We start from the raw sequence: 17102 nt of genomic DNA on the forward strand, positions 1-17102 counted from the left end.
GGAGCGGAGGTTTCGATTACAACGACGGCATGACCAGCCCGGCCTCCAGGCCCTCTGCCCTGCTCGCGCTCCCGCTCCTGCTCGCCGCCTGCGCCACCCACCCGCGCGCCGCCGGGGCCGACGGGCTCCTGCACGCCGACCACCCGCTCGCCGGGCGCATCTGGGACGTGCGGGCGGGGGCGTTCGTGGACGACGCGGCGCTCGAGCGGGCGCTCGTCTCCGCGGACTTCGTGCTGCTCGGCGAGACCCACGACAACCCCGAGCACCACCGCCTCCAGGCGCGCGCGCTCGCCGGGCTGGTCGCGGCCGGCAGGCGGCCAGCGGTCGCGTTCGAGATGCTCGACGTCGCCCAGCAGCCGCGCGTCGACGAGGCGCTGGCGGGGCCCGGCCCGCACGACCCCGGCGCCCTGGCGCGGGCGATCGGGTGGGCGAAGAGCGGCTGGCCCGACTTCGCGCTCTACCGCCCCATCTTCGAGGTGGCGCTCCGCGCCGGGCTGCCGATCGAGGCGGCGAACCTCTCCCGCAAGCAGGTGCACGAGGTGGTGCGGACGGGGGCGGCCTCGCTCGCGCCCGAGGTGCGCACGCTGCTCGACCGCGCGGGCCCGCTCTCGAAGGAGGCGACGGACGAGATCCGCGACGAGATGTACGAGTCGCACTGCCGCGAGATGCCGCGGACCATGCTGGAGCCGTTCGTCACCATGCAGCGCGCCCGCGACGCGCAGATGGCGGAGCGGTTGCTGGCGGCGGCGCGCGGCCGCGAGGGCGGCGCGGTGCTGATCGCCGGCGCCGGCCACGTGCGCGACGACCGCGCCGTGCCGAGCTACCTGGCCCGCGAGGCGCCGGGGCGCACCCGGCGCGCGGTCGCCTTCCAGGAGGTCTCCCCCGCGCTTCGCACGCCGGCGGACTACGCCGCCGCCTTCGGCGCGGGCGGGCTGCCCTTCGACTACGTCGTCTTCACCGCCGCGGCCCCGCGCGAGGACCCGTGCCAGGGCCTGCGCGAGCACCAGCGCCGGCCGGGCCCCGGCCCCCAGGCGCCCGCGCCCGCCGGCGTCGACCTGTAGGCCCCCCGGCGGGCGCCTCGGGTGAATTCCCGATGCGCCCCTCGGGCGATCGCGCCGCGCGCGACCTGCGAACGCGCGCGCCGGCCCCGGAAACGAACTCTGCACGCTCGGTCATCGTCCCAATGTCGCCTTCCGCGCGGATTTGCGAGATTGGCGTCGTGAGGTTGCAGCGAGCTTCCAACCCCCGACGGACCGAAACGAGGAGAGGCGCCATGACGACGATCGAGGCCGGCAACCGCGTGAAGAAGGGCTACTACTTCAGCGCCAAGAGCTGGACGCTCCAGCCCATGCCGAAGGACGGCGAGGCGCTGCCGGGAGAGGCGGGCGAGCGCTACGTGCACGTCCCGCTGCTGCTCGCCTTCGTGCTCGCCCCGCTCATGGGCGCCGCCTTCCTCATGTTCCTCCCCTTCGTCGGCTTCTACCTGGCGCTCGCCGCCGCCGTCCGGCCGGTGGTGAAGCTCTTCCGCAGCTCCGCCGAGGAGGTCGCGGCCAGCCTGCAGCCCGGCTGGGCGCCCGGCGAGGCCCACCTCACCGGCCGCCGTGCCGAGGGCGAGGGGGAGCCGGGGACGCCGGCCCCGAACGCCCAGCTCGACTCGCTCTCGAAGGAGATCGGCGCGCGGCGAGACGAGCAGAAGAAGGCGTAGCGCCCCCGCGGCGCGGGAGCCTCGGCGCGGCCGGGAGGGGTCGAGAGACTCTCCCGGCCGCGGCGCGTTGCGTGCGAGAATCGCCGCCCGCGCCGCCGACCGGCGCCCGAGGAGGACACCTTGAACCGACCCCTGCCGCGCCTCGCCCCGTGCGCGCTCGCCCTCGCGCTCGCCGCCGCCCCCGCCGCGTGCAAGCGCTCCGACCGCGAGCCTTCGTTCCCGCCCCCGCCGCCGCCGCCTGGCGGGATGGGGGGTGGCCTGGGCGCCGCCCCCGGGCTGCCGATGCCGCCCGCGGGCGGCCTCGACGTGCAGCGCCGCATCGCGGGCGAGGAGCAGGTCGTGGCGCAGGACCCGAAGAACGCGCAGGCCTGGATCGCGCTCGGCAACGACTACTTCGACACGAAGCAGCGGCAGAAGTCGGTGGACGCCTACGCGCGCGCGCTCGAGCTCAAGCCCAACGACCCGGACGTCCTCACCGACCAGGGCGTCATGTACCGGGAGCTCGGGGCCTTCGACAAGGCGGTCGCGAACTTCAAGAAGGCGAGCCAGCTCGACCCGCGGCACGTCCAGAGCGTCTACAACCTGGGCGTCGTCTACGCCTTCGACCTCAAGGACCGCGACCAGGCGCTCGCGGCGTGGCGCCGCGTGGTCGACATCGCGCCCACGAGCCCGCAGGCGGCCCAGGCCCGGCAGGCGATGGCCGACCTGCAAGGTGCTCCCGCCGCGCGCTGACGCGGCCACGCACCCGCGCCGACAGCGACACACTCCGGGGCGCCCTGCCCGGTCGCGAGAGGCAAAACACCACCTCGACCCGTCAGGGGCCTCATGCCTTTGATGCGCGCCGGAGGTGGCACCCATGTCTCAGGCGATGTTCTGGATCCAGTTCGCGCTCGTGCTGGGCGCCATCCTGCTCGGCATCCGCCGGGGCGGGGTGGCGCTCGGGCTCATCGGCGGGCTGGGCGTGGCGGTCCTCGTCTTCGGCTTCCGCGTCCCGCCGTCGGAGCCGCCCATCGCGGTGATGCTCATCATCCTCGCCGTGGTGACCGCCTCCGCCACGCTGCAGGTCGCTGGAGGCCTCGACTACCTCGTGCAGCTGACCGAGCGGCTCCTGCGCGCGCACCCGAAGCGCGTCACCCTGCTCGCGCCGTTCTGCACCTTCTTCCTCACCGTCTGCGTCGGCACGGGCCACGCCGTGTACGCGCTCCTGCCGGTCATCGCCGACGTCGCGCTGAAGACCCGGATCCGCCCCGAGCGGCCGATGGCGATCTCCAGCGTCGCGGCGCAGATGGGCATCACCGCGAGCCCGGTCGCCGCCGCCGTCACCACCTTCCTCGGCTACGCGGCGCGGATGGGCACCCCCGTCACCATCTACGACATCGTCAAGATCACGCTCCCGGCCGGCCTCGTCGGCGTGCTGGCCGGCGCGCTGTGGAGCCTCAACCGCGGCCGGGATCTCGACCAGGATCCCGAGTTCCAGCGCCGCCTGGAGGACCCCGCCTTCCGGGCGCAGCTCGACGTCTCGGTCACCACCCTCGACAAGCAGCTCCCCCGCACCGCCAAGCTGTCGGTGGCGCTGTTCTTCGGCGGCGTCCTCTTCATCGTGCTCCTCGCGCTCCGCGACACCTTCGCCAACGCCGGCTACCACCTGCCGCAGCTGCTCCCGCTCGCCGACGGCAAGCCCGTCCCCATGACGACGGTGGTACAGATGGTGATGCTCGGCTTCGGCGCGTTCATCCTCTTCGCGACGAACGTGAAGGCGGCCGACATCTCGAAGTCGAGCGTGTTCACGGCCGGCATGATCGCGGTGGTGTCCATCTTCGGCATCGCCTGGATGAGCGACACCTTCGTCACCTCCAACAAGGCGTTCCTGATCGCGAAGATCAAGACGATGGTGCAGCTCGCGCCCTGGACGTTCGCCATCGCGATGTTCTGCGTCTCGGCGTTCGTCAAGAGCCAGGCGGCGACCCTGACGGTCATGATTCCCTTCGGGATCGCGCTCGGGCTCCCCGCTACACTCATGCTGGGGCTCATGCCGGCGAGCTACGCCTACTTCTTCTTCTGCTTCTACCCGTCGGATCTGGCCGCCATCAACATGGACCGGACCGGCACCACCCACATCGGGAAATACCTCTTGAACCACAGCTTCATGATCCCAGGGCTCATCGGCGTCTCGGTCTCGACCGCGGTCGCCTATCTCCTCTCCCGCGTGGCGTTCTGAGCGGCCCCGGCGCGCTCGCGGACCTGACCGCCTTCATCCGGGCCCGCACGCGGCCGGCGCCGGTCCCCATCGTCCCCGAGGTCGTCACCTACCAGGCGGACGAGCTGACGCCGCTCTGGCACGCCACGCAGCAGGAGCTCGGCGGCTCGGATCAGGCGCCCTTCTGGGCGTTCCCCTGGCCCGGTGGCCAGGCGGTGGCGCGCCACGTGCTCGACCACCCGGAGCTGGTGCGCGGGCGCCGGGTGCTCGACTTCGCGTCCGGCAGCGGCCTGGTCGCGATCGCGGCCGCCCGCGCCGGCGCGGCGCGGGTGGAGGCGTGCGATCTCGACCCCTTCGCGCGCGCCGCGCTCGACCTCAACGCGGCGCTCAACGGCGTGGAGATCTCCTGGCGCGCGGGCGACCTCATCGGCGCGCCGCTGCCGGAGGTCGAGGTGCTCCTGGCCGGGGACGTGTTCTACGAGCGCGCGCTCTCCGAGACCGCGCTGCGCTGGATGAGCGCGCTCGCGGCGCGCGGCGTGCTGGTGCTGGCCGGCGACCCGGGGCGCCTCTACACTCCGCGCTCGGGCCTGCGCGAGCGGGCGAGCTACGCCGTGCCGGCGTCGCCCGAGATCGAGGCGGCGTCGCTCCTCGAGGCGACCGTGTACGAGGTGCTGCCGCCCCCGGCGTAGCGCCGGCGGCCGCGAGAGGGCGGGCCGCGCCGCCGGCGCTCCCGCCCTCCGCGCTCCCGGCCCTACTTCGTCGTCGTGTCGGAAGAAGAGCCCGAGGTGCCGGGAGAGGTCGAGGTCCCGGAGGACCCCGTGCTGCTCCCCGTGCTCCCGCTGGTCCCGGAGGAGCCCGCGCCGGTCGAGCCGCTCGAGCCCGAGGAGCCGGAGCCCATGGAGCCGCTCGAGCCCGTCGAGCCGGAGGTGCCGCTCGTGCCGTAGCTGCCGCCCGAAGACCCGCCGGTCGTGTCGCTGCCGGTGGACGCGCCCGAGCCGGTGCCGCCGAGGCCCGCGTCGCTGCCGCTCGTGCTGCCCGGGCTCCCCATGGACCCCGAGCTGCCGCTGCCGGTCCCGCCCATCGTGGACGAGCCGCTCGTGTCGGACCCCGTCGTGCCGCCGGTGCTCGAGGAGCCGGTGGAGCTGCCCGTCCCGCTCGTCCCCGTCCCGCCCGTGCCGCCCGTGCCGCCCGCACCCTGAGCGTAGGCCCCCGACGCGCCCGCCAGCGCCAGCGCCCCTGCCACGATCATCGTGTAGCTGAGCTTCATGTGCTTCCCCTCTCCGTTGAGCTTGCCGGCCGCACCATGCGGCGGCTCGACGGCGAGGCGGGGGAATGCGAGCCGCGGCGCCGGGCGGCGAGCCCCCCCTCCGCACCCGGGGAGCTCCCCTCCGGCGCCGCGGTCAGGCGAGCGATCTCTCGCTTTGCCCGGCACTCCTCCGTCGCGCGTCGCGGGTAAGCTGCGCACGCGCCGCCGGCCGACAACCGCCGGCCGGCGCCGCGGCGAGCGGGCGCCCGCGCGGCGGCGCGGCCGTACGGAGGCGCGATCAGCGCGCGAGGGTGCGCGCGACGCGCGCGAGCGCCGCCGTCCACAGGCGCGCCTCGCGCGCGGACAGGCGCGCGCGCCGCAGCGTGTCCGCGAGATCGCGCACCGCGTGGCGCTCCGGCCCGGCGAGGAAGCGGCCGCCGCGCAGCACCTCCCGCAGCCGCTCCTCCACGCGCGCGACGTCGGCGTCCGTGGCGGGGGCGGCCCGTGGCGCCGGGGCGCGCGGCGCCGCGGCGAGCGCGGCCTCGCGCAGCGACCAGCAGTAGAGGAGCGCCGCCTGGGCCAGGTTGAGCGAGGGCTGCGCCGCCTCGGCGGGGATGGCGGAGAGCTCGTGGCAGCGGAGGGCGTCGGCGTTGCTGAGCCCGCTGCGCTCGTCGCCGAAGACGAGCGCGGTGCGGGCGGGCGCGCGCGCCACCGCCTCGCGCGCGAGCTCCGCCGGTCCGAGCCGGCGCCGGCCTGGCACCCGGCGCGGGGTGGTCCCGACCACCCAGGCGCAGTCCGCCACCGCCTCCTCCAGCGTGGCGCAGCGCCGCACGGACTCGAGCAGGTCGCCCGCGTGGACGGCCAGCCGCCGCGCCGGCGCGAGGTCCTCGACCCGCGGCGCCACCAGCGCCCAGTCGTCGAGGCCGAAGTTCTTCATGGCGCGGGCGACCGCGCCGACGTTCTCGGCGTTGCGGGGTCCGAGGAGCACGAGGCGGACGGGCGGCGCCGCGCTCACGCCGCGGCGCTCCGGGCGGCGAGCCGCGCCACGAGCGCGGGCAGCCCGGAGACGTCCTCGAGCAGGTGCGCCGGGCCGTGGGCGAGGAGGACCTCGCGCGAGGCCGCGCCCCAGAGCGCCGCGACCGTCGTCACCCCCGCGGCGCGGCCGGCCTGGAGGTCCACCGGCGCGTCCCCGAGGAAGAGCGCCTCGGTGGCGGGGCGGCCGAGCCTGGCGAGCGCGAGCAGCACCGGCGCCGGGTCCGGCTTGTGCTCGGGGCAGCTGTCGGCCGCCACCACGGTCTGGACGAAGGGCGCGAGGCCCACCAGCTCGAGCGCGCGCTGGGCGGTGTCGCCCAGCTTGCCGGTCACGACGCCCACCCGGTGGCCCGCGGCCGCGACCGCGCGCACCGCCTCCACCGCACCGGGGAAGGCGCGCGTCATCCGGTCGTGGTGCTCGCGCTGGTAGGCGCGGTAGCGCGCCAGGATGGCGTCGAGATCCTCGGGGCCGGTGGCGTACGGGGCCAGCTGGACCCGGAGCGGCTGGCCGATGCCGGCGAGCCACTCCGCCTCGCTCGGGCGGCGGGCGCGCCCCTCGAAGGCGGCGCCTACGGACTGCAAGATGAACGGGACGGTGTCGACGAGCGTGCCGTCGAGGTCGAGCAGCACGGCCAGGGAGCGGGCAGTCACGGGGCGGCAGCGTAGCGGCGAGCGCCCCCGCGGGCCAGCGCACCGGGGCTCGGAAGGAGTCACTCCTTTGTCGCTGGTCAAGGAAACGCCCGCCCGCCCGCTCGTAGAGTGGCGCGCCAAACCGGCCTACGGCCGGCCCCCCCGGGAGGAAGCACCATGTCTGCCGTCCGCAAGCTCGTCATCGCTCTCTGCACGCTCGCCCCCGCTGCGGCCTTCGCCGCCGGCGGCCACGACGCCGTCGGGTGCGGCGGCTGCCACTCGCTCCACGCCGCCAAGGGCGAGATCATCTTCGCCGTCCAGCCCAACACCAAGTACCTGAACCCCAAGACCAAGCAGCCGTACGGCGGGACGACCGCCCTCTGCCTCGCCTGCCACCAGGACACCGACAAGGGCGGGCAGGGCTTCGCGCCCGTCTCCCAGCACTCCAGCCACCCGTTCGGCCTCGCCTCGGTGAACCCGAAGGTCGCGAAGGTCCCCGCCGAGCTGCTGCGCGACGGCCGCTTCGAGTGCATCGGCTGCCACGACCCGCACCCGTCGAACCCGTACTACAAGTACCTGCGCGTCGACACCAAGGGCGGCAAGGAGATGGACAACTTCTGCGCCGCCTGCCACGCCATGAAGGCCGACGGCTCCGCCGCCCAGAAGGCGACGTTCTTCAGCAGCATGGACGAGCGCGGCACCCGCACCGCCGCCGCGGCCGCCGAGCCCGCCGCGCCGAAGAAGAAGAAGTAGCGGCTTCACCGAGGCGTGGGCCAGCTCCCGCGCCGACCCGAAGGGCTCCCCTCCGCGGGAGCCCTTCTCGTTTTCCCCTCCGCGGCCGCCGGACCACCTCCGCCCACCCGCCCCCCCGGGCGCGGCGGAGCCGCATCTGGTAGATGGGGCGCGGCCGCCCCATGCTCGAGCACCCTTTCCAGACCGCCGTCGGCTTCGACCTGGCGGCCATCTTCCTCTTCGCCATCACCGGCGCGCTCGCGGGCGTGCGCAAGGGGTACGACCTCGTCGGCGCCGCCGTGCTCGCGCTGGTGACGGCGCTCGCGGGCGGCCTCCTGCGCGACATCCTGCTGCAGCGCGGGACCCCGGTGCTGCTGACCGACGGGCGCTACCTCTCGGCGGTGCTGCTCGGCACGGCGGCCGTGGCGGTGGCGCGCGGGCACCTGCACCGGCTGCGGCTCGTCATCCTCCTGGTGGACGCGCTCGGGCTCGGCATCTACGGCGTGGTGGGGGCGCAGAAGGCGCTCGCGGCCGGCCTGCCCCTCACCACCGCGCTCCTCCTCGGCACCATCAACGCGGTCGGCGGGGGCCTGGTGCGCGACCTGCTCACGGGCGAGGAGCCGCTCATCTTCAAGCCGGGCGAGTGGTACGCGCTCTCGTCGGTGGCGGGCTGCGGCGCGTTCCTGGCCTGCGTGGCGGGCGCGCACCTCGACCCTCGCCCCGCCGCGCTGGTCGGGATCGCCGTAGCCTTCTCGACCCGCCTGCTCTCGATCCGCCTCGGCTGGAGGACCGGCCCGCTGTCCGTCGAGCGGGACGCCTGACGGCCGGGCGCGCCCCCTCCGGCGCCCGCCTGCCCGCCCGCCGGGGGGTCGCCGGCGCGCCGTCGCGACCTCACGTTGGAGCGCGGAGGTCTCGCCATGCGCCCGCTCGCCCTCATCCTGCTCGCCGCGCTCCCGGCCGCGGCCCAGCAGCAGGCGGTCCCGGGCTCCGTGCGTGCCGACCGCGCCGCCGTCGAGGTGCTCCCGCCGAAGCCGGGGGCCACGGAGCTCCGCACCCCGGAGGGCTTCCTCCGGCTCGAGGGCGGCCCGCCGCTGGCCGGGACGGGCACGTTCGGCGTCTACCCCGCGGGCTCGCGCATGCCTCCGCCGCCGGCGCTCGTCGCCGGCGCCGCGCGGGCGCAGGCGTCCGACGCGGCCGTGGCCGCGCCGCCCGCGAAGCCCGGCGAGCCCTGCCGCCCCGAGCGCGCGCGGTACCTGCGGCGGCTGCTCTACATGTCGGGCATCGACCTCGCGGATCCGGTCGGGTTCCTCGACGGGCTCGCCGGGCGCGAGGGGGCGGCGGGGTCGTTCCTGTTCACCGCGTACGGGCTCCTGCCCGGCGTCGATCCCATCCGGCCGCTCGCGTGGGACTTCGAGCTCCAGTCGCTCGCGCGTGAGCTCGCGGCGTGCCAGCGCGCCCGCGCGCCGTGACGGCCGCGCTCGCCTGAAGCCGCGCCCCGCCGCGGCCCCGCCCGGCAGGGGCTCGGCCTCGCCGCGGGCGTTATGGCCCTGGTCGGAGGGTCGATGCTCCACGAGTCGCACGCCGAGTCGCACGCCGAGCTGGCGCAGTGGGGCGCCGCCTCGGTGCGGGAGTCCTTCGCCTCGTACCAGGCCGAGTTCAAGCACATCACGCGCCGCGCCCGGCTGCGCTTCGAGGCGCGCGACTGGCGCGGGGCGCAGGCGGACGCGCTGGAGCGGCTCGAGCTCCGGACGCGCGCCGTGGCCCGGGCGGGGAGCGAGCTCAGGGGCGTGCTCGGGACCGCCGCCGCCGACCCCGTCCTGCGCGAGCAGATGAAGGCCGAGTTCGAGCGCGAGCTGGCGGATCGGCCCGACCCGGAGCTGGCGAAGACCTTCTTCAACTCGGTGACGCGGCGGCTCTTCGGGACCGTCGGGGTGAACCCTCGCGCCGAGTTCGTCAGCGCCGACGTCGAGACGTCCCCGGCCGCCGGGGGCCCGCCGGTGCACACCGCCTACCCTCTGCAGGGGTCGAGCGAGGCGGTGATCCGCGCCATCCTCGCCGAGCACGCGTTCACGGCGCCGTTCCGCGACCTCGGGGCGGACGCGCGGCTGGCCGCCGCGGAGCTGGACGCCCACCTCCGCGCCTCGGACGACCCGCGGCCGGCCGAGGCCCTGGAGGTCCTGAAGCCCGTCTTCTTCCGCGGCAAGGGCGCCTACCTGGTGGGCCGCGTCCGCCGCGGCGCGTCCTTCGCGCCGGTGGTGCTGGCGCTGCTGCACGAGGAGGGCGGGGTGTTCCTCGACGCGGTGCTGCTCGGCGCCCACGACGCGAGCATCGTCTTCAGCTTCACCCGCTCCTACTTCCACGTGGACGCCGAGCGCCCGAGCGAGGTGATCGCCTTCCTCCGGACGATCCTCCCGCAGAAGCCGCTCTCCGAGCTCTACATCGCCATCGGCCACAACAAGCACGGCAAGACCGTGCTCTACCGCGAGCTGGTCGCGCACCTGGCGCGCACCACCGACCGGTTCGAGCTGGCGCGCGGCGACCGCGGGATGGTGATGATCGTGTTCACCCTCCCCTCGCTCGACGTGGTGTTCAAGGTCATCCGCGACCGGTTCGCGCCGCCGAAGAACGTCACGCGGCAGGAGGTCATGCAGAAGTACGCGCTGGTGTTCCGGCACGACCGCGCTGGCCGGCTCGTCGACGCCCAGGAGTTCGAGCACCTCGTCTTCGACCGGTCCCGCTTCGCGCCCGAGCTCCTCCAGGAGCTCCTGGCCGAGTCGGGCGACACGGCGCGGGTGGAGGGGGATCGCGTCTTCATCCGGCACCTGTACGCCGAGCGCCGGGTGAGCCCGCTCAACCTGTTCATCCGGGAGCGCGACGAGTGGACCGCCCGCGACGCGCTGCTCGACTACGGCCAGGCGCTGCGGGATCTCGCCGCCACCAACACCTTCCCGGGCGACCTGCTGCTCAAGAACTTCGGCGTCACCCGCACCGGGCGCGTCATCTTCTACGACTACGACGAGCTGTGCCTCGTCACCGACTGCAACTTCAGGGACCTGCCCGCCCCGCGCGACGACGACGAGGCCTGGTCCGGCGAGCCCACCTTCTACGTCGGCGAGGACGACGTCTTCCCCGAGGAGTTCCTGGCCTTCCTGGGCCTCCCCGAGCAGCTCCGCGGCGCCTTCGTGGCCGCCCACGGGGAGATCCTCACCGCCGCCTTCTGGCGCCGCATGCAGGCGCGCCACCGGGCCGGCGACATCGTCGACATCTTCCCGTACCGGGAGGCGCAGCGGCTGCGGCACGGGAGAGGGCGGGGGTGAGCGGAGGGCCCGCGGGGCGAGGGAGGTGCTACCTTCGCGCGCGTGAACCTGATCCTCCTCGAGCCCTCCGAGCTCTCCCCCGCCGGCGCGCTGCGGCTCACGGGGCGGCGCGCCGCGCACGTGCTCGAGGTGCTGCGGCCCTCGGTCGGCGATCGGCTCCAGGTCGGGGTGGCGGGCGGCCTCCTCGGGACGGGCGAGGTCCTCGCGCTCGCGCCGGACTCGGTCACGCTCCAGGTCCGGCTCGAGCGGGCGCCCCCGCCGCGCGCGCCGGTCGACCTCCTCCTCGCGCTGCCCCGGCCCAAGATCCTGCGCAAGGTGCTGCACGCCGCGGCCGCCATGGGGGTCGGGCGCCTCGTGCTCCTCGGCAGCTGGCGCGTCGAGAAGAGCTACTTCGGCTCGCCGCTGCTCGAGGCCGGCGCGCTCGACGCGGAGCTGCGGCTCGGGCTCGAGCAGGGCCGCGACACCGTGGCGCCGGAGGTGCTGCTGCGGCGGCGCTTCAAGCCGTTCGTCGAGGACGAGCTCGACGCCGCGTTCCCGGGCGCACAGCGGCTGCTGGCGCACCCGGCGGCGGCGGGGCCGCTCGAGGCCCTCGCGCCGCGGGCGCCGCGGGCGGTGGTGGCGGTGGGGCCCGAGGGCGGCTGGACGCCCTACGAGGCGGACGCGCTGGCCCGCCACGGGTTCGAGGGCTTCTCGCTCGGCCCGCGCGTCCTGCGCGTGGACGCCGCCGTCCCCTACGTCGCGGGCCAGGTGGAGCTGTGGATCCGGACGGGGTCCCGCTGACCGCCGCCGGCGCCGCCCGCCAGCGTGGGTCTTTCGGGGCGCGCGCGGGGCCCCGCGGCACGTTCCAGGGGCTCCACGCGTCTTCCCCGCATGCCCACCGTGTGGACCGTCGAGCCCGAGGAGCGCGTCATGTGGAACGGGTATCGCCTGCTCGTGGTGGAGGACGATCTCGAGCTGTGCGAGAGCATCGCCGAGGTCCTGCGGCTCACCGGCTACGAGGTGGAGACCGCGCTCGACGCCGAGACCGCGCTGGCGATGCTGCGCGGCGCGCCCGCGCCCGACGCCATCGTGCTCGACCTGGTGCTCCCCACCATGAGCGCCTCGGAGCTCGTCGCCGCGCTCGACCGTGCGCCGGCCCTCGTGCTCATGAGCGGCCTCGCGCAGCCGCGCGCCAGCGCCTTTCCGCCCGGCGACGTCCTCTTGAAGCCGTTCGGGGCCGAGCAGCTGCTGTCGCGGGTGGCGCGCGCCTGCGGCCACCTCGGCGGCGAGGACGCCGCGGCGCCCTGAGGCCGGTCAGCGCACCTGCGCCACCGCCGGCTCGGCCGGCGCGACGGTCAGGATCTCGGCCCCATCCCGCGTCACCACCAGGGTGTGCTCGTACTGCGCCGCGCGCTGGCCGTCGACGGTCGAGGCGGTCCAGCCGTCCGGCCACACCACGTGCTCCGGGCGGCCCATGGTGAGCATGGGCTCGATGGTGAAGACCATGCCCTCCTCGAGGACCGTGCGCGCGCGCGGCTCGTAGTAGTGCAGCACCTGCGGCTCCATGTGGAAGTCCTCTCCGATGCCGTGACCGCAGAAGGCGCGCACCACGCCGTACCCGTGCGCCGCGGCGTGCTTCTCGATGGCGCGCCCGATGTCGGAGATGGGCCGCCCCGGGCGGACCGCGGAGATGCCGAGCTCGAGGCACTCGCGCGTCACGCGCAGCAGCCGCTGCGAGGCCTCGTCGATCTTCCCGACCGGGTAGGTGGCGGAGCAGTCGCCGTGCATGCCGTCGAGGTAGATGGTGACGTCGAGGTTCACGATGTCGCCGTCCTCGAGCGGCCGCGAGTCCGGGATGCCGTGCAGGATGACCTCGTTCACCGAGGTGCAGAGCGACTTCGGGAACCCGTGGTAGTTGAGCGTGCTCGGGTAGCCGCCGCGCGCCAGGTACGCCTGGTGCACGACGCCGTCGATGGCGTCGGTGGTGACGCCGGGCCGGAGCGCGCGCGCCCCCTCCGCCAGCACCTCGGCCGCCGCCCGGCAGGCGCGGCGGATCCGCTCGAGGCGCAGCCGGGGGTCCGCCACGCGCGGCGCGGAGCGCGGCCGGCCGGTGAGCGCGTAGCTCGGCCGCGGGATCTCCGGCGGGACCGCCCGGCGCGGGGAGACGACGCCCGGCCGCACCGCACCGGGGCGGACGGGCGAGCCCGGTCCGGCCGCCAGGTCGGCCTCGCGGTGGCAGCGCTTGTACTTCTGGCCGCTGCCGCACCAGCAGAGATCGTTCGCGCCCGGCTTGCCCACCCCCCAGGTGTAACCGAGGTCCGCGAGCGACGCCAGGCGCGAGCGCGCCCTAGCCGAGCCGATCGGCGGTCGGCAGCCGGACGCGGAAGGTGCTGCCGCGCCCCCGCTCGCTGTGCACGGCGATGGTGCCGCCGTGCGCCTCGACCAGGCAGCGGGCCGTGTAGAGGCCGAGGCCCATGCCCTCGTACCGGCGGTGCCCCAGCGCGCGGAAGTAGCGCTCGAAGAGGTGCGGCAGGTCCGCCGGCTCGATCCCGGGACCGCGGTCGACCACCTCCAGGACCACCTCCGCCTCCTGCCCGCCGAGGCGCACGAGCACCTCGGTGCCGGGCTCCGAGTACTTGAGGGCGTTCGTGAAGAGGTTCACGAGCACGCGCTCGAGGCGCGCCGGATCGGCGCTCACCTTCGGGAGCTGTGGCCCCTCCTCGATGCGGATGCGCTCGCCGTCGTACGGCGCCGCCAGCCGGCCGCGCAGGTCGCGCGCCATGGCGGCCAGGTCCACCGGCTCGCGCTCGAGGCGGAGCTTGCCCGCCTCGAGCAGCGTCGACTCGACGAGGTCGTTCAGCATCGAGGTCATGCGCTGGGCGCTGGTCGCGATGGCGTCGGCGCGCGTCCGGACCGCGTCGGTGGCCTCCGCGCGGCGCCCGATGAGCTTGGCCTGGGCCAGGATCACCCCGAGCGGCGTGCGCAGGTCGTGCGAGATCATGCGCGACAGGTCCTCGCGCTGCTCCTGCACCTCGCGCAGCCGGGTGACGTCGCCCAGGGTGAGGACCGCGCCGCCGATGGACCCGTCCGGCGCGCGGATGGGCGCCGCGCCGCAGACGGCCCAGGTCTTCCGGCCGTCGGCGAGGTCGAGGCAATAGGGCTGGGCGCGCACCAGCTCGCCCCGCAACGCCAGCACGACCGGCAGCCGCTCGTGCGGCACCACCTTGCCGTCGACGTCGAGGAGGTGCACCCGCGACATGCGCTCGGCGGTCGTCATCGCCGCCTCCGCCTCGCCGAAGCCCAGCATCTGCGCGGCGGTCGGGTTCATGCGGGTGATGCGGCCGTCCGGCGCGAAGAGCACCAGCCCGTCCGTCATCGAGGCGAAGATCGACTCGAGGTACGCCTCGGAGCGCGCCAGCGCCCGCAGCGCCGCCTCGGCGGTGCCGGTCGCGAGCTGCGCCTGGTGCCGCTCGCGCGCCTCGAGCCGGAGCCGGAGCTCCAGCGCCTCCTCGGCCTCGCGCCGCTGGCTCACGTCGACCAGCAGCGCGCTGGCGCGGGCGCCGCCCGCCGGCCCCGCCACCGCCCGCCCGCGCTCCTCGACCCAGCGCTGGCCGCCGCCCACCAGGCGGAAGGCGCAGCTCCACGTCCCGCCCCGCTGCAGCGCGCGCGCGACGGCGGTGCGGCGGGCGCCGCGGTCGTCCTCGTGCACGAGCTGCTCGAGCTCCAGGAGCGTGCCCGGCACCGCGCGCAGCAGCGCGCCGGGCGCGCCCTCCCAGGCCAGGCGACCGGGCGTCTCCTCCCACCGCCAGACGCAGGCGTGGGCCGCCGCGAGCGCATCCGCCACCCAGCCCTCCCCGGTCGGCTGGACCTCGAGCACGTCTCCATCGTGGAGCAACGACGTTCGCATGGCGGCCCCCCCGGGCTGCACGCCGAACCTTTGACGGTGCGTACGGAACCATACCCTGCTTCGGACCCGCACCAGCGCCGCGATCGAGGCTGTGGGTGTAGGTCCCCGGAATCAGGCGCTTTGCGTGTTGCGGCCCGTTGACGCACCTTGTCCCACATCAAGCCGCCGCGCGGGCCGCGCACCCCCTGCCGCGCCTGCGCCGCCTGCGATATGGGTCGCGGCTCGATGAAGCCACGGCTCGCCGCCCTGGGTCTCCTGGCCCTGCTCTACCTGCCCGCGCTCGGGAGCTCCTCCTCGGGCACGCACCCCGACGAGTCGTACTACCTCGGCATCAGCGCCGAGATGGACGCGCGCGGCGCCTGGCTCACCCCGACCATCGACGGCGCGGCGAAGTGGTTCAAGCCGCCGCTCCTCTACTGGGCCGAGCGCGCCGCCTACGCCGCCTTCGGCCGCGGCTTCTTCGGCGGGCGCCTGCCGGCGGCGCTGTGCGCGATCGCGCTGGCGCTCCTCACCGGCGCCCTCGCCCGCCGCATGTACGGCGAGCCGGCGGAGCTCCTCGCCACCCTCCTCGTCGGCAGCACCTTCGGCTGGGTGAAGTTCGGCCGGATGGCGATGATGGACGCGCCCATGACGCTCGCCTTCACCGCCGCCGCGTACGGCGCCTGGCGCGCCTGCGAGGAGGATCGCCCCCGGCAGCTCCTCTGGGCGGGCCTCGGCGCGGGCGCCGCCTTCATGCTGAAGGGGCCGGTCGGCGCGGTGATCATCCTCCTCCTGGCCGGCGGCTTCGTCGCGCTGCGGCGGCCGCGCCTGCTGGCAGGCCGGTACACGCTGGGCGCGTTCGCGCTGGGCGCGCTCGTCGGCCTGCCCTGGTACGTCGCGAGCTTCGCCGTGCACGGCCGCCGCTTCTACGACTTCTTCGTGGTGGAGCAGAACCTCGACCGGTTCCGCCACCCCTGGACGCTGGGGGGCGAGGCGACGCTGCTCGTCGGGCTGCTGGTGTTCCTCCTGCCCTGGACGCTGCTCGTGCTCGCGGCGCTGCCAGGCGCGCTGCGCACCTGGCGCGAGCCCGGCTCGCTCCTGCCGCTCCTCTGGATGGCGGTGGTGCTGGCGGTCTTCACCGTCCCGTCGCTCAAGTGGCCGCACTACGGCCTCGGCTGCGCGCCGGCGGCGGCCCTGCTCGCCGCGCGCGCCGCGCCGCCGCGCTGGGCCCGCCTCGGCACGGCCGCGCTGCTGGCCGCGCTGGCGGCCGGCGCGCTGGCGGTGCTGCGGTGGCCGCTCGCGCCCGCGGCGGTGGCGGCCATCGCCCCCGCCGCGCTCGCCTTCGCGGCGGCCGCGGCGCTCTGCGCGCGCGGGCGGCTGGCGCCCGCGGCCGCCAGCGCCGGCGGCGGGCTGGCGCTGCTGCTCGCCTTCGCCATCCCCGCCGTGAACCCGCCCGTCATCCCGCGCGAGGCGCTGGCGCGCCTCGCCGGGCGCGACCTCCACGTCTACGACTACGTGCCGGGCATCTTCACGCTGGGCGCGGGCCGGCCGGTCCACCGCGTCGAGCGCGCGGCCCTCGCGCCGACGCTCGCCGGGGGCGGGGTGGTCATCCTGGCGCGGGGCGCGCTCGACCACCTGCCGCCGGAGCTCGCGGCGCGCCTCGCGCCCGTCGCCCGCTGGGAGCACATCCCCGGCTACCTGCCGCCGGCGGTCGTGGCGCGCAGCTGGCTCGAGCGCGACCCGTCGCTGCTCTTCGAGCCGATGCTGGCGGTCGAGCTGCGGAGCGGGGCGGTGGGCGCGCGCTGAGCCGCGCACCGCGGGGGTGCCGGCGGGGGAGGAGTGCGACCTCGACCGTCGACCGTCGACCTCGACCATCGACCATCGACCTCGACCTCGACCTCGATGCGGCGCAAGCACTTCGCGCTGGCCAACGGCTCGCTGCACGAGGTGGTCGGCGCCGTGGATCTGGCGCGTGCGATCGGGGCGCTCGCGCCCGAGCCCGCGCGGCGCGCGCAGGCGCTCGCGGTCCGGGTGAAGCACATGCTGCGCGCGCTGGCGAGGTGAGTCCCGCAGGCACTCAGCCGCGCACGCCGCCCCGGCCGTGCCGCACCGCGCCCGCGCGCGCACGAGGCGCCATTGCGGAGCGCCGCCCCCGGCGCCAGGTTCGCCGGAACGCGCCCACGGGGACCTCGACCGCGGCGAGGACTGACCGAAGCACCGCGGCGCGCAGGCGCCGCGGTGCAAGATTCCGCAGCCGCCTCTCGAGGACCGCGGTGCGCGTTCTGGCCATGAGGACCCCGGCGCGGCGCGGAGCACGGGCGCCGACGCGCGCGCGGGCGCGGGGCGGCCAGGGTAGGAACGTGGCGGCACCCCGACCC

Annotated in this window: 19 protein-coding genes; 15 read left to right on the plus strand and 4 right to left on the minus strand. The window is 75.7% G+C overall.

Translation table 11 applies throughout. The features are described from left to right. The first annotated feature begins 29 nt into the window (after nucleotides 1-29). From HWY08_RS00040 to HWY08_RS00070, 7 genes are all read left to right on the plus strand, one after another. Entirely contained in the window at nucleotides 30-1061 is a 1032-nt protein-coding gene (locus HWY08_RS00040; RefSeq protein WP_235969372.1) for a ChaN family lipoprotein, read from the plus strand. Between the two features lie 212 nt (nucleotides 1062-1273). Continuing rightward, the gene (locus HWY08_RS00045) at nucleotides 1274-1705 is read left to right on the plus strand and encodes a hypothetical protein (RefSeq protein WP_176062082.1); all 432 of its coding nucleotides are present in this window, start codon (nucleotides 1274-1276) and stop codon (nucleotides 1703-1705) included. 120 nt (nucleotides 1706-1825) lie between these two features. Next, complete coding sequence (locus HWY08_RS00050) at nucleotides 1826-2437, plus strand: tetratricopeptide repeat protein (RefSeq protein WP_235969373.1); 612 nt, start codon at nucleotides 1826-1828, stop codon at nucleotides 2435-2437. A 124-nt stretch (nucleotides 2438-2561) separates the two neighbouring features. After that, nucleotides 2562-3923, plus strand: coding sequence for an anaerobic C4-dicarboxylate transporter (locus HWY08_RS00055; RefSeq protein WP_176062083.1), 1362 nt, complete (start codon nucleotides 2562-2564; stop codon nucleotides 3921-3923). Nucleotides 3924-4117: 194 nt separating this feature from the next. Beyond that, nucleotides 4118-4591, plus strand: a complete 474-nt coding sequence (locus HWY08_RS00060; protein ID WP_235969374.1) for a class I SAM-dependent methyltransferase — start codon at nucleotides 4118-4120, stop codon at nucleotides 4589-4591. Between the two features lie 75 nt (nucleotides 4592-4666). Beyond that, complete coding sequence (locus HWY08_RS00065; protein ID WP_176062084.1) at nucleotides 4667-4846, plus strand: hypothetical protein; 180 nt, start codon at nucleotides 4667-4669, stop codon at nucleotides 4844-4846. 24 nt (nucleotides 4847-4870) lie between these two features. Further along, entirely contained in the window at nucleotides 4871-5101 is a 231-nt protein-coding gene (locus HWY08_RS00070) for a hypothetical protein (RefSeq protein WP_176062085.1), read from the plus strand. Between the two features lie 345 nt (nucleotides 5102-5446). On the opposite strand, the gene HWY08_RS00075 is transcribed toward HWY08_RS00070, so the two are convergent. Both HWY08_RS00075 and HWY08_RS00080 read right to left on the minus strand, forming a co-directional pair. Then, nucleotides 5447-6163: an RNA methyltransferase gene (locus HWY08_RS00075; protein WP_176062086.1), complete on the minus strand. Its 717-nt coding sequence runs from the start codon at nucleotides 6161-6163 to the stop codon at nucleotides 5447-5449. Then, complete coding sequence (locus tag HWY08_RS00080; protein ID WP_176062087.1) at nucleotides 6160-6831, minus strand: HAD-IA family hydrolase; 672 nt, start codon at nucleotides 6829-6831, stop codon at nucleotides 6160-6162. Before HWY08_RS00080 ends, HWY08_RS00075 begins: the two co-directional genes overlap by 4 nt. 156 nt (nucleotides 6832-6987) lie before the next feature. Between HWY08_RS00080 and HWY08_RS00085 the strand changes: the two genes are divergently transcribed. The 6 genes from HWY08_RS00085 (at nucleotide 6988) to HWY08_RS00110 (ending at nucleotide 12146) form a co-directional block, all read left to right on the plus strand. Further along, nucleotides 6988-7563, plus strand: a complete 576-nt coding sequence (locus HWY08_RS00085) for a cytochrome c3 family protein (RefSeq protein WP_176062088.1) — start codon at nucleotides 6988-6990, stop codon at nucleotides 7561-7563. 161 nt (nucleotides 7564-7724) lie between these two features. Continuing rightward, the gene (locus HWY08_RS00090) at nucleotides 7725-8363 is read left to right on the plus strand and encodes a trimeric intracellular cation channel family protein (protein WP_176062089.1); all 639 of its coding nucleotides are present in this window, start codon (nucleotides 7725-7727) and stop codon (nucleotides 8361-8363) included. A 96-nt stretch (nucleotides 8364-8459) separates the two neighbouring features. Then, nucleotides 8460-9011 carry a hypothetical protein gene (locus HWY08_RS00095; RefSeq protein WP_176062090.1) on the plus strand — a complete coding sequence of 184 codons (552 nt, stop codon included), beginning with the start codon at nucleotides 8460-8462 and terminating at the stop codon, nucleotides 9009-9011. 93 nt (nucleotides 9012-9104) lie between these two features. Continuing rightward, nucleotides 9105-10859, plus strand: a complete 1755-nt coding sequence (gene aceK / locus HWY08_RS00100; RefSeq protein ID WP_176062091.1) for a bifunctional isocitrate dehydrogenase kinase/phosphatase — start codon at nucleotides 9105-9107, stop codon at nucleotides 10857-10859. A gap of 42 nt (nucleotides 10860-10901) precedes the next feature. Next, nucleotides 10902-11639, plus strand: a complete 738-nt coding sequence (locus tag HWY08_RS00105; protein ID WP_176062092.1) for a 16S rRNA (uracil(1498)-N(3))-methyltransferase — start codon at nucleotides 10902-10904, stop codon at nucleotides 11637-11639. A 90-nt stretch (nucleotides 11640-11729) separates the two neighbouring features. Next, nucleotides 11730-12146 (plus strand): response regulator, encoded by a 417-nt coding sequence (locus tag HWY08_RS00110; RefSeq protein ID WP_176062093.1) that lies wholly within the window; start codon nucleotides 11730-11732, stop codon nucleotides 12144-12146. Between the two features lie 6 nt (nucleotides 12147-12152). Here HWY08_RS00110 and map read toward each other — a convergent pair whose 3' ends face one another. After that, on the minus strand, nucleotides 12153-13136 hold the full coding sequence (map, locus tag HWY08_RS00115) for a type I methionyl aminopeptidase (RefSeq protein WP_176062094.1): 984 nt from the start codon (nucleotides 13134-13136) through the stop codon (nucleotides 12153-12155). A 49-nt stretch (nucleotides 13137-13185) separates the two neighbouring features. Next, a complete protein-coding gene (locus tag HWY08_RS00120) occupies nucleotides 13186-14715 on the minus strand; it encodes a sensor histidine kinase (RefSeq protein ID WP_176062095.1) in 1530 nt (509 codons plus the stop codon). Between the two features lie 255 nt (nucleotides 14716-14970). Between HWY08_RS00120 and HWY08_RS00125 the strand changes: the two genes are divergently transcribed. Both HWY08_RS00125 and HWY08_RS00130 read left to right on the plus strand, forming a co-directional pair. After that, on the plus strand, nucleotides 14971-16530 hold the full coding sequence (locus HWY08_RS00125) for an ArnT family glycosyltransferase (protein WP_176062096.1): 1560 nt from the start codon (nucleotides 14971-14973) through the stop codon (nucleotides 16528-16530). A 33-nt stretch (nucleotides 16531-16563) separates the two neighbouring features. Beyond that, nucleotides 16564-16788 (plus strand): hypothetical protein, encoded by a 225-nt coding sequence (locus HWY08_RS00130; protein ID WP_176062097.1) that lies wholly within the window; start codon nucleotides 16564-16566, stop codon nucleotides 16786-16788. The last annotated feature ends 314 nt before the right edge of the window (nucleotides 16789-17102 follow it).

The organism is Anaeromyxobacter diazotrophicus (assembly GCF_013340205.1).
Lineage (GTDB): Bacteria > Myxococcota > Myxococcia > Myxococcales > Anaeromyxobacteraceae > Anaeromyxobacter_A > Anaeromyxobacter_A diazotrophicus.